This window comes from Natrononativus sp. DTA114 (assembly GCF_059736515.1).
In genome coordinates this window covers 86,133-100,005 of sequence record NZ_JCASSN010000001.1, presented here as the reverse complement: position 1 = coordinate 100,005, position 13,873 = coordinate 86,133, and the positions used below count along the sequence as shown (strand labels likewise).

Sequence of the window (13,873 nt, the reverse complement as noted above, 5' to 3'; positions counted from 1 at the left end):
GCGGTTTCTGACGCTACTCCTGGTAGGCCAGGTTCATGATCCACTGCGAGAAGGCGTCGCTGTTGGGGTCGACCTCCTCCTCGCCGATAAACGGCGAGAGCATGTCGCCGGCCATCAGCAGCGTGAAGTCGAGATCCCGTGCCGTCGGCGAGATGTAGTAGGTGTTGTGGCCCTGGTACACCGCCCGATCTCGATCGACCAGTTCCTTCTCGACGAGCGATTCGACGATGCGACTCCCCTTGCGCGAGGAGACGTCGAGTTCCTTCCAGAAGTCGCTCTGGTGAATCCCACCCGTCTCCCGAACGAGCTCGAGGCCCGCCAGCTCGTCCTCGGTGAGATCCGCTTCGGCGACAGGGGGCGATGCGCTCACGGCGACCACCTCTCGACCGTGCTAACCGCTCCGGGCAGGCGTGCGTCCATACCAGATGGCGTACGGCGAACCGCTTAAAACTGCCCTTCGATCCCGACGGGCTCGTAGCTCGTCCGACAGGGCGGGCCGTCAGCGAACGCGTAGCGAGTTTCCCGGCCGATCGAGAGCAGCGACGACGACCGCGTGCCGAAGCCGTCGCCGTGAATACAGACGCCGTACTCGTGGTCGGCGAGCACCTCACCGGCTCGCTCGAGCCACCCCTCGGCGTTCTCGTCGGACCGGGGCTCGAGTGCCGCCCGGACCGCCCGGGCGTTTTCGGCCTGCTCCTCGCCGAGTTCGCGCCGGTCGGTCGGCAGCGTAAACGACTCGTCGAAGCCGACGTTGACCACGACGTGGACGCCGGGGTCGAACTCGGTTCGCGACAGCAAGCCGTCCCAGCCGAGGTGAACCGCGTCCACGGCGTCGGCGACCACGAGGTTGAACCCGTCGTACTCGTTCTTCTCCGTGGCGCGTTCGACGTGGGCCGCCGCGTCGGCCGCGGACGTCATCTCGAGGACGTCGGCGACGAGCAGACCACGCGAGCGCTCGCCGGCCAGATCCGTTTCGGTCCAGCGGTTCGTGATGCCGGCGAACACGCCGTGTTCGTTGACGCCGACCCAGGTTCCACCGGCCTCTGCGTCCCGCGGGGCGATCACGAGCGGGGAGGCGCGGAAGACGTCCGGCGGGTCGGCCGGTCGATCCACTGCTTCGTCGCGGTTGGCTGCGACCGCGACCGGCGTCTCGTCGAAGACCTGCCAGGCGAGCGTGAGCGTGCACACGACTCGAGTAAGGAGTTCCAGCGATTTTAACCCTGCTTCGTTACACCGAACCGGGGACTGTGGCCACGGTTACCGCACCAACTGAAACGGTCTACACACGGCTCACAGCGGGGCGGATCGTGAGCAGGTGTCGACAGCCTCTCAGTCACGACGCTCGCTCGCGTCGTCGCCCCGCTCTCGCAGGGCGGTTCGCACCGCCTCGCGGTCGACGGTTCCCGAGGCGGTACGGGGAAGGTCGTCGGCGAACTCGACCGTTTTCGGTCGCTTGAATCCCGCGAGTCGGTCGCGGCAGTGCGCGCGGATCGCCTCGAGCGTCGATTCGCCGGTTTCGGCTTCCGCCTCGAGAACGACCAGCGCGGCGACGCACTCGCCCCACTCCTCGTCGGGGAGTCCGACGACCGCAGCCTGCTCGACGGCGGGGTGGGCCCGCAGGACGCCGACGACCGCGCCCGGATCGACGTTCTCGCCACCGGTGATGATCCGGTCCGAGCGACGATTGAGCACCCACAGCCGCCCGTCCTCGTCGCGGTAGCCGACGTCACCGGTGTGTAACCCGTACTCGCCGAACGCCGCGTCCGTCCGGTCGGTTTCGAGATAGCCCGGCGTTACCGTCGGTCCCGAGACGACGAGTTCGCCCGCCTCACCCGCCCCCAGGGGAGATCCGTCGTCATCGACGACCGTGACATCGGTGAACACGAGCGGCTGGCCGACGGTTCCCTCGTGGGTCGCCGCCTGCTCGGGCGTCGCAGTTGCGATCTGCGAAGCCGTCTCGGTCATCCCGTAGGTCGGGTAGGCCGGAACGCCGCGACGGCGACAGCGCTCGAGCAGATCGCTCGAGGCCGGTGCCCCGCCCAGCAGGACGAACCGAAGATGCTCGGGGGACGACCACCCGCCCTCGAGGACACGTTTCAGGGTCGTCGGCACCAGCGAGACGCCCGTGATCCCGTACTCGTCGATCACGCGCGCGGTCGCCTCGGCCTCGAATTCGCGCTGAACGACGACGGCCGTTCCGTAGAGCGCGCTGCGGATCACGGGGGCCAGCCCGCCCATGTGGTACATCGGGAGACAGCACAGCCAGCGGTCGTCGGGGAGGACGCCCAGCCGGAACGCGGATGCCGTCGCGCTGGCGACGAGGTTGCCCACCGTCAGCCGCACCGCTTTCGGCTCGCCAGAAGTGCCGGAGGTGAACAGGATCAGCTGGGTGTCCTCGCGCTCGAGTGTCACCGGGGAGATACCCCGTCTATTCACCGCCCCGTACAGCGGCTCGACGGCGCCGGCGCTCGGCTCCTCCGTCGACAGCACGGACTCGAGTGCGCTCCGATCCGCGAGGTCCACCGCGAGCCCCTCCGCCTCCCGCTCGCAGACGAGACCGTCGAGGTCGAGTCGGGCGATCTTCGCCGCGAGTTCGTTCGTCGTCTCCTCGAGATTCAACGGGACGACCGTCGTTCCGGTCCGCATCGCCCCGTAGAAGACGGTCGCGAACTCGAGACCCGTACCGAGCAGAAACCCGATTCGGCCTCCGCTCGTTTCCTCGAGGCCGATCGCCGCGTAGTCGGCCCGCCGGTCGAACTCCCGGTAGGTCAGGGCGTCGTCCGCATCGGCGTCGAGAATCGCCGTCCGTTCGGGTGTCGCTCGCGCTCGATGCGTCAGGAGATCCGCAGTCGGCCAGTCGACCGGCGTTCGCATTACTCGTTCCACACTCCCGAAACGCCAAGACCCTTCGCCTGTGGGACGACGGCCGCTCCCTTCTCGAACAACACCGGATCCCGTCCGAGATCCTCGGCGAGGAGGCTTCCCGTCGCCAGCCCGCAGGCGGGCACCTCGGGAATCGCTGCCGCCAGGTGGACCGCCGCGGTCCGGGCGACGACGCCGTCGATCGTCGTGGTTACGATCGCCTCGAGATCGAACTCGGCGACCCAGGCGGCGACCTCTCTGGCGATGTCCACCCCGCCCAGCGCCATCGGCTTTAGAACGACGGCGTCGGCCGCACCGACGCGACAGAGTTCGTCGACGCCGTGCTCGAGCAGTCCCTCGTCGAGGGCGATCGAGACGCCCCGACCCCGGAGGGCGGCGTGGCCCTCGAGCGCCCCCGCCGGCAGCGGCTGCTCGAGCACCGAGACGTCGAGGTCGGGGTCCGCGAACGCGTCGACGGCCCGTTCGGCCTGGTCGATCGTCCACGCGCCGTTTGCATCCACGCGGAGTTCCACCTCCTCGCCGACGGCCGCACGGACTCGGCGGGCGCGTGCGAGGTCGGTCTCGAGCGACTGCACGCCGACTTTCAGCTTACAACAGCCGAACCCGACGTCGACGGCGTCTCGGGCCGCGGCTTCCGCCTCCTCGGGGGTGCCGGCACCGATGGTGGCGTTTACGGGGACGCGACCGGTTCGCGTCGGCTGACCGAGCAGGTGGTACAGCGGCGTCGCCTCCCGGGTGGCCTGAAGATCAGCCAGCGCGAGCGAGAGGCCGTGGCGCGCGGCGACCGAACCGTCGACGGCCTCGAGAGCCGCCTCCGGCCCAGCCCCGTCGTCGACCGCTGCGCCCGCTCGCTTGAGGGCCGCCTCGCAGTCTGACAGCGATTCGGTCCACCCCGCAAGCGGCGTCGCTTCCCCGAGTCCGGCCGTGCCATCGGCCCGGTCGGTGAGTCGGACGAGGATTCCCTCGCGGCTCTCGATCGTGCCGTGGGCGGTTTCGAGGGGGCGGGAGAGCGGGAGGCTGAACGATCGCGACTCGAACGCGAGATCGACGTCGTGGTCGGCATCGGGGTTCGAATCGGAGTTCATCACACCACCAACCCGAGCGCGAACAGCGCCGCGTACAGCGCGAGCAGCTTTCCGGTCTGTTCGAGAGCGGGGTTCAGTGCGGTCCCGTCGGTTCGGGTCCAGACGGTGCGCGCGATCAGGGCGGCGTAGGGCAGCGAGAGCAGCGGGAGCAACACCGCCGCACCGGCGTCCGTCGCCACCCAGAACCACAGCGGCGTGAGGTATGCGAGCGCGAGCAGGGCGGTGAACTCGAGACGACTCGCCCGGTAGCCGAGCCGAACCGCGAGGGTGTGTTTCCCGGTTTCGGCGTCGGTCTCCCGGTCCCGCACGTTGTTCACGACGAGAATCGCCGTCGAAATACCGGCGATGGGGAGGCTCGCGGCGAACGCCCCGAGGGTGACGGTTCCGGGCGGGATCGTCGTCGTCAACGGGGCGGCCTCGACGGCCGCAGCCTGGACGTAGAACGTGCCCATCACGGCGACGATGCCGAAGAAGACGAACACGAACAGATCACCCAGGCCGTGATAGCCCAGCGGGTACGGGCCACCGGTGTAGGCCCAGCCACAGAGAACGCTCACGAGACCGATCACGAGGATCGGGACGCCGCCGACGTAGACGAGATAGGTGCCCGAGAGAATCGCCAGTCCGAAGGTGACGATCGTGGCGAGTTTGACCCGCTCGGGCGCGATGAGCCCCGACTGGGTGACCCGCGTGAACCCCTCCCTCTCGTCGGTATCCGCCCCCTTGACCGCGTCGTAGTAGTCGTTCGCGAAGTTGGTCCCGATCTGGATCAGCGCCGCGCCGACGAACGCCAGTAGCGCCGGCAGCGGTGCGAACACCCCCTCGTGTACCGCGAGCCCCGTGCCGACGATGACGGGCGCCGCCGCTGCGGGGAGCGTCTGTGGCCGCGCGGCCATCAGCCACGCCTTCGTCCGAGAGACCTCTGCCGTCGTCATTACTCGAGTCTCCAACACGGGGGAGTGTCAACGTTGGCATTACACCATCGGGATCAACAGTTCGACCATGAAGAACCAGGATCCGCTCGAGAGCCCGGACGTCGACAGGATCCGCTCGAACGCGCCCGGACCCGCTCGCTCGAGGAGGCCTCAGCCCGAACCCCGCTCAGTAGTGCCAGGGGTACTCCGAGAAGTCCGGATCGCGACCCTCGTTGAACGCGTCGCGGCCCTCCTGGGCCTCGTCGGTCATGTAGCCAAGTCGGGTGGCCTCGCCGGCGAACACCTGCTGGCCGACGAAGCCGTCGTCGGCCATGTTGAACGCGTACTTGAGCATCCGCATCGCGTTCGGGCTCTTCGCGTTGATCTCGCGGCCCCACTCGAGGGCGACGTCCTCGAGTTCCTCGTGGGGGACGGCCTCGTTGACCATCCCCATCTCCGCGGCTTCCTCGGCGGAGTAGGTCTTGCCGAGGAAAAACACCTCGCGCGCCTTCTTCTGGCCGATCTGGCGGGCGAGGTAGGCCGAACCGAAGCCGGCGTCGTAGCTCCCGACGTCGGGGTCGGTCTGGAGGAACTTCGCGTGCTCCTCGCTCGCGAGCGTGAGATCACAGACGACGTGCAGCGAATGGCCGCCGCCGACCGCCCACCCCGGCACCACGCAGACCACGATCTTCGGAATGTGACGGATGAACCGCTGGACCTCGAGGATGTGGAGCCGTCCGGCTTCCGAGGCCCGTTCTTCGTCACCCTCGTACTCGTAGCCCGCTTCGCCCCGGATCGACTGATCGCCGCCGGAGCAGAACGCCCAGCCGTCGTCCTTCGGCGAGGGGCCGTTCCCGGTCAGCAACACACAGCCGACGTCTGTCTGGCGTTTGGCGTGGTCAAGCGCGTCGTACAGTTCGTCGACGGTCCCCGGCCGGAACGCGTTGCGGACCTCGGGGCGGTCGAAGGCGATTCTGACGGTGCCCGAGTCGACCGCGCGGTGGTAGGTGAGATCACGAAAGTCGAACCCCTCGACCGGCTCCCACCGATCGGGGTCGAACGTTTCCGATACCATAGCCGTGGTTCCGGACCTGACGGTCAAATAGGTTCTCGTCGTGTCCCGATCCGGTGCGATTCAAAAATTATGGCGTCGATCGACCAACGCCGTTCAGCTGTCGTCGGAGTCGTTGTCACCCATATCGTCGGCCATGTCGTCGGCTTCATCGGCGATATCGTCGGCGGCGTCAGCCGCCTCATCAGCCGCATCAGCCAGGTCATCGTCGTCGACCTCGCCACCGCCCTCGCCGTTGTCACCGCAGCCCGCGATTCCAATCGTCAGCGCGGTCGCTCCAACCATTCCAACGAACCGACGGCGAGTCTTTTCTACCATAGCGGGCCGGTCTACCACGAACCGTTACATAAACGTGTATGACTTTCTCCACCATTGTACATATCCAATGGATATTACGGTGTACCGTTCGCTTACCGATCGAAATCCAGTGTTCCGACGAGAGCGGACCCCGCCTCGCGCCAGTCGTCGGCCGCAGCGGCGAACACGTCCGCGGCGCGCTCGTTCGCCGTCTCGAGCACGGCGTCGGTGTCGACCGTCGTCACGCCGCCGCCGTCTACGACGACCCGTCCCTCGACCAGCACGGTGTCGACGATGCCGCCGTTCGCGCCGTAGACGACGTTCGGAACGCCCGTGTACAGCGGCTCCGAGACCACGGGCGCGGTCGTGGCCGTCTCGAGGTCGAATACCGCGACGTCCGCTCGCTTTCCTTCCTCGAGCGAGCCGACCCGGTCGTCGATCCCGAGTGCCCGCGCGCCCCCGATCGTGGCGACGCGCAGAGCCGTGGGAGCCGGAAACGCCGTCGGATCGCCTCGATCGGTCTTCGAGAGCATCGCGGTCGTTCGAAGCTCTCGCAGGAAATCGTGGCCGCCCGGCCCGGGCGCCTGGTCGGTTCCGATTCCGGCGACGCCGCCGTGTTCGCGGAACTCACACAGCGGCGGCGTCACGCCGTCGATCGCCGCGATCGAACTCGAGCAGGCGGCCATCCTGACCCCGGCGTCGGCGAGCCGGCGGCGCTCGTCGGCCGATGCGCCGTGGAGGTGGGCGGCGAGCAGCCGGTTCGACGCGAGACCCAGCTCCTCGAGGACGCCGACGGTCGTCTCGCCGTCACCGTACCGGGCCTCGACCTGGCGGCGCTCGCGGTCGCCCTGGGCGACGTGCATGTGGATCCCGCGGTCGTGGCGCGCCGCCCGATCACGGATCTCGGCGAGCAGTTCCGGGGGCACCATGTCCAGCGCCTGCGGACCGTAGAGGGCGGACACCCGGTCGTGATCCGCGTAGGTGTCGAACAGTTCCTCGTTTCGCTCGAGCGCGTCCGTCCCCTTCACGGGATCGAGCGGATACGGATCGTCCGGGCCGAGATCGCCTTTCGACTCCGACACCGCGTTGATCGTCTCGGTCGCGACCACTCGGACGCCCATCGGATCGTACACCTCCTCGACCAGGCGCTCGACGTTCGCCGCGTACTCGCCCATCGTCGTCACCCCCGAGGAGAGCGCCTCGAGAACCCCGAGTCTCGCACCGGCCACGTGGTCGTCGGCGTCCATGGCCTCCGCGAGCGGGCCGAGTGTGCGGTTCATCCACTCGATCTCGGGGACATCCTGTGCGCCGCCGCGAAGCAGCGTCAGTCCCGTGTGAGCGTGGACGTTCACCAGCCCCGGCAGCGTTAGCGTCCCCGAGCCGTCGATCGTTCGGTCCGGGCTCCCGTCGAAGGCGTCGACTGAGCCGACGTACGTGATTTCCCCGTCTTCGACGCCGATCGCGGCGTTCTCGAGCGCACCGAGTCCGTCGTCGCGCATCGTCAGCGCGACGGTGTCGACGATTGCGAGGTCCATACTCGGGGCTCGGCCGGACGGCCTAAAAGTCATCGCGTCTCAGCAATCCGAACGTTTCCAGCGGTTATCAGTCCGTCCCGTCGCTCACGTCGCGGACGAACCCCTCCCGCACGCGGTGGCTGGCCTCGGCGTCGAAGCCCACCTCGAGCACCTGCGTCCCCGACCGCTCGAGGGAGTCGCGGTACGCCGCCTCGAAGTCGGAGAGATCGACACGCTCGAACGCGAGACCGTACAACCCCTCGGTCGGCTCGAAGTCGAGTCCGTGGGGCGTCTTGAACTGATCGGTAAACGGCGGGTCGTGGTCCTCGATCGGGAGCATGTGGAAGATGCCGCCGCCGTCGTTGTTGATCAGAACGACCGTCGCGTCGACGCCGCAGCGCTCGAGCGCGAGCAGGCCGTTCATGTCGTGGTAGAAGGCGAGGTCGCCGGTGACGAGCACGAGCGGGTCGTCGGTAGCACTCCCCGCGCCCAGCGCCGTGCTGACGATTCCATCTATCCCGCTCGCTCCCCGGTTCGCGAGGACGGAGAGGGAGGTCGCTCGAGGCCGGGCGAACCGATCCGCGTTCCGGATCGGCATGCTGTTCGAGACGAAGACCGTCGCCGGGTCCGGCGCGTTCTCGAGCACCGTCGCGAGCACCGCGCCCTCGAAGGGGTCGCGCTCGAGGCTCGCCGGCTCGAGGGCCTCGTCGCGGCGCTCCCAGTGTCGTCGCTCTGCACTCTGGAACCGCTCGAGCCACCCCGTCTCAAGCGGTTCCGCGCACCCTCCCGTCAGTTCGTCCGAGAGCGACTCGAGGAACGGACCGGGTTCCGCCGCGAGCAGATCGGTTGCGGTGAACGTCGCCTCCCGCCAGCCGCCGGCTGGATCGAGCAGGAACTGCCGGGGGTCGGCGTCCCGCAGGGCGTGGCGCAGGGGTTTCGACGTCGGCGACGCCCCCCACCGGAGGACGACGTCCGGATCGGGAACCGCGTCGATGTAGGCGTCGTAGCCGCCGCAGACGACCTCCTCGTCCTCGAGGTGTGGGCCGAACCGAAGCTCCGAAAGCGGGTCGGCCAGCACGGGCGCACCGACCGTCGCCGCGAGCGCCGTCACGCGTGCGGGGTCCGGTCTCTCGCCGGCCGGATCGGCCGGCCCGGCGACCAGCAGCGGTCGGTCTGCGCGCTCGAGCGCCGTCGCGACCCGCTCTCGAACCCCCTCGTCGATCACCGACCGGCCCGTCGTCGTCTCGACGAACGGTCCCTCCCGCCCCTCGGCACAGAGCGTCTCGAGGAACGCCTCGGGAACGTCGCCGGGAACCTCGGTCGGCTCGAGCGGTTTCCGGAACGGGCAGTTGAGATGAACCGGTCCCGCCGGCGTGTGAGTCGTCTCGGCCAGCGCGCGGGCGGCGGTCGTCCGCAGTGACCGCACTTTTCGTTCCTCCGCCTCCGGCTCCGGCAGTTCCGCGTACCAGCGCACGGCGTCGCCGTACAGCTTCACCTGATCGACAGTCTGGTTGGCGCCGGTGTCGCGGAGTTCGGCTGGTCGATCCGCGGTGAGCACGAGCAGGGGAACTCGCCCCCGGTCGGCCTCCATCACCGCGGGATGGAAATTCGCCGCCGCCGTCCCCGAGGTACAGACGAGAGCCGTCGGCTCCCCCGTTCGCCGCGCCCGACCCAGTGCGAAGTAGGCCGCAGAGCGCTCGTCGAGGTGTGAAAAGACCTCGATCTCCGGGTGACGCGCGAAGGCGACCGTCAGCGGCGTCGATCGGCTCCCCGGGGCGAGACAGACGGCCCCGAGTCCGCCCTTCGATAGCTCGTCGGCGAGTACGCGCCCCCACAGCGTCGCTCTGTTCGGGACGGTCATAGCTCGTCGAGGATCGGGCGGAACTTCAGCTGTACTTCCTCCCACTCCTCGTCGGGATCGCTGTCGGCGACGATGCCGTTGCCGGCGAACAGCGTCACCCGGTCGTCGGTCGCGACGCCCGACCTGATACCGACGGCGAACTCGCCGTCGCCCGCGGCGTCGAACCAGCCGATCGGGGCGGCGTACCAGCCCCGGTCGAACGTTTCGACGCCCCTGATCGTCTCCCAGGCCGCCTCGGGCGGCACGCCGCCGACGGCCGGTGTCGGGTGTAACGCCTCGACGAACTCGAGAACGTGGCGCTCCGTCTCGAGCGTAGCCTCGATCGGCGTCCGGAGGTGCTGGATCGTCGCCAGCCGTCGGATCGTCTGCTCGGCGACCGTGACCTCGTCCGTGAGCGCCTCGAGTTGCTGGCGGATCGAATCGACGACGAGCCCGTGTTCGCGCTGGAACTTCTCGCTGTCGACCATCCGTTCGACGTACTCGTCGTCCGCTTCTGGGGTTTCCCCGCGGGGAACCGATCCAGCGAGCGCCTCGGTCTCGACGGTGTGTCCGCGCTTCACGACGAGGCGCTCCGGCGGCGTGCCGAAGAACGTGGCGCCGGCGCGCCCTTCGAACAGGAACCGATAGCAGCTGGGATACCGCCGGCGAAGCCGCTCGAGCGTCGCCGGGACGTCGAGCGGGCGTTCGAGATCGACCGCCAGCGCCTGCGCGAGGACGACCTTCTCGAGGTCGCCGCCGTCGATGCGCTCGAGGGCCGTTTCCACCTGGTCGACCCACTCCTCGCGGCTCGTCGTCCGTCGGGTCGCGGCAACGCCCGGGCTAGTGCCGCTCGGGCGCATCGCGGGTAACTCGTCGAGCCGGTTTCGCCACCGCTCGAGACGGGCGTCGGCGTCACCCTCGTCAGTGACGACGGTAAGCCAGGTGCTCGCGTCGTCGCGTGTGACCTGCACGCCGGGGACGACGAACGACGCGGCCTGGAACCCGTCCCAGGGTGGTGCAGGCTCGTGTCCGTCGTGAAACGAGAGGCCGCCGAACGCCCGCGGCCGGGCTACGGGCGGTCCGTCGTGCTCGAGGCCGTCGAAAACTCGGCGTGCCGCGTTGCGAACCCGCCGGCAGCGGGAGGGGCCGGCCGCATCGACGCTGGCAGCCACGCCACAGCCGACGATTTCGAGGCCGTCGGGGGTCGTCCACTGGACGCGTGCCCCGTCGGCGGCGTCGAGAACCGCACCGAAGGAGACGTCCTCGAGTTCGCAACTCCGGCCCACCAGGTCGGCGCCGCTGACCGATACGTTCGCCGCCTCTCCACGACCGCCCGACGATCGCTCCATCGAACGCAGTTCAGGACGGAGGCGCCTTCAGCCTAACTATATCGTTCCTCCTGCCAGGGATCCGCCGTCTCGGAGTAGCCTCGCCGCTCCCAGTAGCCGAGTTCGGGTTCCGTGAGGAATTCGACGCCGTCGACCCACTTCGCGCCCTTGTAGGCGTACCGGTGAGGGGTGACCACCCGCAGCGGGCCGCCGTGCTCGCGGGCGAGCGGTTCGTCGTCGAACGCCCAGGCGAACAGTACCTCCTCGCGCAGGCAGTCCTCGAGGGGCAGGTCGGTCGTGTAGTCGTCGAGCGCGGAGAATATGACGTGGACTGCATCGTCCGCGACGCCGGCCCGTTCGGCGAGTTCGGGGAACGGAACGCCGGTGAACGCGCAGTCGAACTTGCTCCAGCCGGTGACGCAGTGGAAGTCCTGTCGCTGGGTTTCGCTCGGAAGTTCCCGAAACTCCTCCCAGGAGAACGACAGCTCTCGGTCGACGGCGCCAGTGACGGTGAACTCCCACGTCTCGGGGTCCCACCCCGGGGTACCGCTCTTCGAGAGCACCGGGAACTTCGACGTCTCGCGCTGTCCCGGCGGGAGCCGATCGTCGCCGAACTCGCGATAGAGGTCAGTGACGTCTTTCATAGCCGGAGGTTGGCCCGCGCGACTGTATGTGTACCGCTCTCGAGCGTGTTAGGGTTCGCCCTCGCGTCGATGGTGAACGAAGCCGAACGGAGTGATTGTCCCGACGGGAAGCGGGCCGAAACGGTCCGGAACAGTCACGCGTTCGAGCTAATCTCGACATACCACTCGAAACGCTCGCTATACCGAAGTACTGTCTCGTGGTGGAGTGTGACCGCATGGCGACAAAGCAAACTCAACAGGAAGAGCAGATGCCCGGACAGGCGCGGGAGATGGGACAGGAGGCGCTCGGACCCGCAGCGCTCGCTGCAGCGGCATCGGTCGGCCTCTCGTGGTACTACTTCTTCGTTCGCGGCGACCGGCAGCGAGGACTGTTCGTCGGCCTGTGGCCGCCGACGATCCTCGCGTTCGCGGGCTACTTCAACCAGCGACGGATGCGGCGCCAGCTTCAAATGATAACCCAGCCCGGGACGACGCTTCGAAACGCGATCGACTCCGTCATGGGCAATAAGTAACGATCGACACCGGCTGCGACCATCTTCGTTCGGTTCGGACCCTCGAGCCGCCGTCGCTTTTTCGGTCCGTTAGCCGCCGTTCCGACCGGTATGTATCCCCGTCAAAGTTAAATACCCCCTCGCCGAAAGCCGAATCAGATGCCGAAAGTAGAGATCACGATACCCGAGCACCTCGAGATGCAAATCGCCCAGATGGTCGAGCGTGGCGAGTTCGTCAACCGCGAAGAGGCCATCGAAGACCTCCTGTCGACGGGGATCAAGGCGTACAAGACCAGTGGTCCGATGGACGAAGAAGAGCCCGGCCTCGAAGACGACGGGATGATGGGCCACGACGACGAGTACGTCTTCTAATCGGCTTTCCTTTTCAGAACGCGAGTAACGGGATACCGAACGCGACGAGCAGTCCCACGAGCGTGACGACCGCGCCGACGCCGACGTCGCGGCTCGTGTACTCGCTCATCGGCGCGGTCGTCCGTTCGGCCTCGAGATCGTGTCCGACGTCGGCGGCCGAGTCGTGATCCTGGGCGGGTTCGGTGTCGTCTGCCATACCTGGTGGTTCCGGAGTCGAGAACTTAAGCCCTCCTACTGCGGTTCCGTCGAGCGGACGCCCCCCTCAAAATCCGAGCATCCAGGCGGAGACCCCGATGAAGATGACCATCCCGAAGACGTCGACGACGTTGGTAACGATCGGAATCGTCGTGTCGTCGGGGTCGATTCCCAGCTGATAGGAGGCGTACGTCGCCGCGAAGCTGAAGACCACCGCGATGACGGCGATCGAGAGCCCGCTCACCAGCGAGATCACGAGCAGCGTCGACAGGGGAAGCGCACCGCCGACGAACTGTCCGATCAGCCAGGTTCCCGCCGCGAGTGCGGTGAAGATCGTGAGCGCGAGCGCCAGGATCGCCAGGACGTTCCCCCAGAGCACCTGGTCACGAGGATCGAACTTCGTGGTCCCGAGGTGAAACCGGGTCGAGAGTCGGGAACTCAGGATCGCACCCAGGTTGCCGCCCATGTCGACCATCACCGGCACCATGATCGCGAGGAGGCCGTACTCGTTCAACATGTCCTCCGCGTCCTCGAGCGTGATCCCCGCCCAGAGGACGATGACCGAGAGGACGACCAGCAGCGGGAGCATGTTCCTGACGATGCTCTTCGCCGACCACGAGCCGAGCGAGCCCTGGGGAACTTGCATCACATCATCACCTCGACTGTGAGCACCGCGATCAGCAGGAATAGCATGCCAAAGATGTCACCGAGGGTGGTGACGACGGGACCGACGAGATTGTCGGGATCGTAGCCGAGTTTGTAGCCGGCGAAGATCAACAGGAGCAGCCCAAAGATCAGGATCACCGACGTCAACACGCCGGCGATCAGCATGATTCCGACGAGTTCGTACAGGGCGGCGGCTTCGCGGCCGAGGACCTCGAGTGCGCCCCAGGAGATGAACCCGATGACGATCGAGATGGTGATCCCGTTGACGAACGAGGCGATAACCGCGTTGACGAGCCGCTTGTTCCACTCAAAGCGCGGTTCGATCAACCCCTGGTGGAGTCCGCTCGAGATTCGCCCACCGAGTGCGCCGTAGACGTTGCCGCGGGTGGCGAGAAACACCGGCACCATCACGAGCAGGCCGGGAAAGCGTTCGACGCTCTCGAGGAGTTCCTCGAGAACCAGGCCGGCGAAGAGTCCGCCACCGAGTGCGAGCAACAGGATCGGGATCGCCTCTCGATAGATCGACCAGAACTCGTCGCGGTAGCTCATAGTACTGACTTTCTCAGAACCAT

Annotated in this window: 16 protein-coding genes; 2 read left to right on the top strand and 14 right to left on the bottom strand. The window is 67.6% G+C overall.

What is annotated here, in order from left to right; genetic code table 11:
• Positions 1-13 precede the first annotated feature (13 nt).
• From AC6I6S_RS00505 to AC6I6S_RS00455, 11 genes are all read right to left on the bottom strand, one after another.
• Positions 14-379 (bottom strand): helix-turn-helix transcriptional regulator, encoded by a 366-nt coding sequence (locus tag AC6I6S_RS00505; RefSeq protein ID WP_497947755.1) that lies wholly within the window; start codon positions 377-379, stop codon positions 14-16.
• A 65-nt stretch (positions 380-444) separates the two neighbouring features.
• Positions 445-1,188 carry an NRDE family protein gene (locus tag AC6I6S_RS00500; RefSeq protein ID WP_497947754.1) on the bottom strand — a complete coding sequence of 248 codons (744 nt, stop codon included), beginning with the start codon at positions 1,186-1,188 and terminating at the stop codon, positions 445-447.
• Between the two features lie 141 nt (positions 1,189-1,329).
• Positions 1,330-2,874 (bottom strand): class I adenylate-forming enzyme family protein, encoded by a 1,545-nt coding sequence (locus tag AC6I6S_RS00495; protein WP_497947753.1) that lies wholly within the window; start codon positions 2,872-2,874, stop codon positions 1,330-1,332.
• Positions 2,874-3,968: a mandelate racemase/muconate lactonizing enzyme family protein gene (locus AC6I6S_RS00490; protein WP_497947752.1), complete on the bottom strand. Its 1,095-nt coding sequence runs from the start codon at positions 3,966-3,968 to the stop codon at positions 2,874-2,876. Before AC6I6S_RS00490 ends, AC6I6S_RS00495 begins: the two co-directional genes overlap by 1 nt.
• The gene (locus tag AC6I6S_RS00485) at positions 3,968-4,903 is read right to left on the bottom strand and encodes a 1,4-dihydroxy-2-naphthoate polyprenyltransferase (protein ID WP_497947751.1); all 936 of its coding nucleotides are present in this window, start codon (positions 4,901-4,903) and stop codon (positions 3,968-3,970) included. The genes AC6I6S_RS00490 and AC6I6S_RS00485 overlap by 1 nt, the downstream gene beginning before the upstream one ends.
• Before the next feature lie 166 nt (positions 4,904-5,069).
• Complete coding sequence (locus tag AC6I6S_RS00480) at positions 5,070-5,957, bottom strand: 1,4-dihydroxy-2-naphthoyl-CoA synthase (protein WP_497947750.1); 888 nt, start codon at positions 5,955-5,957, stop codon at positions 5,070-5,072.
• Positions 5,958-6,050: 93 nt separating this feature from the next.
• Positions 6,051-6,272, bottom strand: a complete 222-nt coding sequence (locus AC6I6S_RS00475) for a hypothetical protein (RefSeq protein ID WP_497947749.1) — start codon at positions 6,270-6,272, stop codon at positions 6,051-6,053.
• Positions 6,273-6,364: 92 nt separating this feature from the next.
• Positions 6,365-7,786, bottom strand: a complete 1,422-nt coding sequence (locus AC6I6S_RS00470) for an amidohydrolase family protein (protein WP_497947748.1) — start codon at positions 7,784-7,786, stop codon at positions 6,365-6,367.
• A 67-nt stretch (positions 7,787-7,853) separates the two neighbouring features.
• Positions 7,854-9,626 (bottom strand): 2-succinyl-5-enolpyruvyl-6-hydroxy-3-cyclohexene-1-carboxylic-acid synthase, encoded by a 1,773-nt coding sequence (gene menD / locus AC6I6S_RS00465; RefSeq protein ID WP_497947747.1) that lies wholly within the window; start codon positions 9,624-9,626, stop codon positions 7,854-7,856.
• Entirely contained in the window at positions 9,623-10,954 is a 1,332-nt protein-coding gene (locus AC6I6S_RS00460; protein WP_497947746.1) for an isochorismate synthase, read from the bottom strand. The genes menD and AC6I6S_RS00460 overlap by 4 nt, the downstream gene beginning before the upstream one ends.
• Positions 10,955-10,986: 32 nt before the next feature.
• On the bottom strand, positions 10,987-11,577 hold the full coding sequence (locus tag AC6I6S_RS00455; RefSeq protein WP_497947745.1) for a sulfite oxidase-like oxidoreductase: 591 nt from the start codon (positions 11,575-11,577) through the stop codon (positions 10,987-10,989).
• Positions 11,578-11,792: 215 nt separating this feature from the next.
• Between AC6I6S_RS00455 and AC6I6S_RS00450 the strand changes: the two genes are divergently transcribed.
• On the top strand, positions 11,793-12,089 hold the full coding sequence (locus AC6I6S_RS00450) for a hypothetical protein (RefSeq protein ID WP_497947744.1): 297 nt from the start codon (positions 11,793-11,795) through the stop codon (positions 12,087-12,089).
• Positions 12,090-12,227: 138 nt separating this feature from the next.
• A complete protein-coding gene (locus AC6I6S_RS00445) occupies positions 12,228-12,440 on the top strand; it encodes a ribbon-helix-helix domain-containing protein (protein WP_246969194.1) in 213 nt (70 codons plus the stop codon).
• A 13-nt stretch (positions 12,441-12,453) separates the two neighbouring features.
• Here AC6I6S_RS00445 and AC6I6S_RS00440 read toward each other — a convergent pair whose 3' ends face one another.
• The 3 genes from AC6I6S_RS00440 to AC6I6S_RS00430 all read right to left on the bottom strand — a co-directional run bounded on the left by AC6I6S_RS00440 (position 12,454) and on the right by AC6I6S_RS00430 (position 13,850).
• Positions 12,454-12,636 (bottom strand): DUF7550 family protein, encoded by a 183-nt coding sequence (locus AC6I6S_RS00440; protein ID WP_497947743.1) that lies wholly within the window; start codon positions 12,634-12,636, stop codon positions 12,454-12,456.
• Between the two features lie 66 nt (positions 12,637-12,702).
• Positions 12,703-13,281 (bottom strand): magnesium transporter, encoded by a 579-nt coding sequence (locus AC6I6S_RS00435; protein WP_497947742.1) that lies wholly within the window; start codon positions 13,279-13,281, stop codon positions 12,703-12,705.
• Positions 13,281-13,850, bottom strand: a complete 570-nt coding sequence (locus tag AC6I6S_RS00430; protein WP_497947741.1) for a magnesium transporter — start codon at positions 13,848-13,850, stop codon at positions 13,281-13,283. The genes AC6I6S_RS00435 and AC6I6S_RS00430 overlap by 1 nt, the downstream gene beginning before the upstream one ends.
• Positions 13,851-13,873: the final 23 nt, after the last annotated feature.

Coding starts and splice junctions, on each gene's coding strand:
- AC6I6S_RS00495 (WP_497947753.1), bottom strand. CDS start 2,874: ATGCGAACGCCGGTCGACTGGCCGACTGCGGATCTCCTGACGCATCGA.
- AC6I6S_RS00490 (WP_497947752.1), bottom strand. CDS start 3,968: ATGAACTCCGATTCGAACCCCGATGCCGACCACGACGTCGATCTCGCG.
- AC6I6S_RS00485 (WP_497947751.1), bottom strand. CDS start 4,903: ATGACGACGGCAGAGGTCTCTCGGACGAAGGCGTGGCTGATGGCCGCG.
- AC6I6S_RS00480 (WP_497947750.1), bottom strand. CDS start 5,957: ATGGTATCGGAAACGTTCGACCCCGATCGGTGGGAGCCGGTCGAGGGG.
- AC6I6S_RS00475 (WP_497947749.1), bottom strand. CDS start 6,272: ATGGTAGAAAAGACTCGCCGTCGGTTCGTTGGAATGGTTGGAGCGACC.
- AC6I6S_RS00470 (WP_497947748.1), bottom strand. CDS start 7,786: ATGGACCTCGCAATCGTCGACACCGTCGCGCTGACGATGCGCGACGAC.
- menD (WP_497947747.1), bottom strand. CDS start 9,626: ATGACCGTCCCGAACAGAGCGACGCTGTGGGGGCGCGTACTCGCCGAC.
- AC6I6S_RS00460 (WP_497947746.1), bottom strand. CDS start 10,954: ATGGAGCGATCGTCGGGCGGTCGTGGAGAGGCGGCGAACGTATCGGTC.
- AC6I6S_RS00455 (WP_497947745.1), bottom strand. CDS start 11,577: ATGAAAGACGTCACTGACCTCTATCGCGAGTTCGGCGACGATCGGCTC.
- AC6I6S_RS00450 (WP_497947744.1), top strand. CDS start 11,793: ATGGCGACAAAGCAAACTCAACAGGAAGAGCAGATGCCCGGACAGGCG.
- AC6I6S_RS00445 (WP_246969194.1), top strand. CDS start 12,228: ATGCCGAAAGTAGAGATCACGATACCCGAGCACCTCGAGATGCAAATC.
- AC6I6S_RS00440 (WP_497947743.1), bottom strand. CDS start 12,636: ATGGCAGACGACACCGAACCCGCCCAGGATCACGACTCGGCCGCCGAC.
- AC6I6S_RS00435 (WP_497947742.1), bottom strand. CDS start 13,281: ATGCAAGTTCCCCAGGGCTCGCTCGGCTCGTGGTCGGCGAAGAGCATC.
- AC6I6S_RS00430 (WP_497947741.1), bottom strand. CDS start 13,850: ATGAGCTACCGCGACGAGTTCTGGTCGATCTATCGAGAGGCGATCCCG.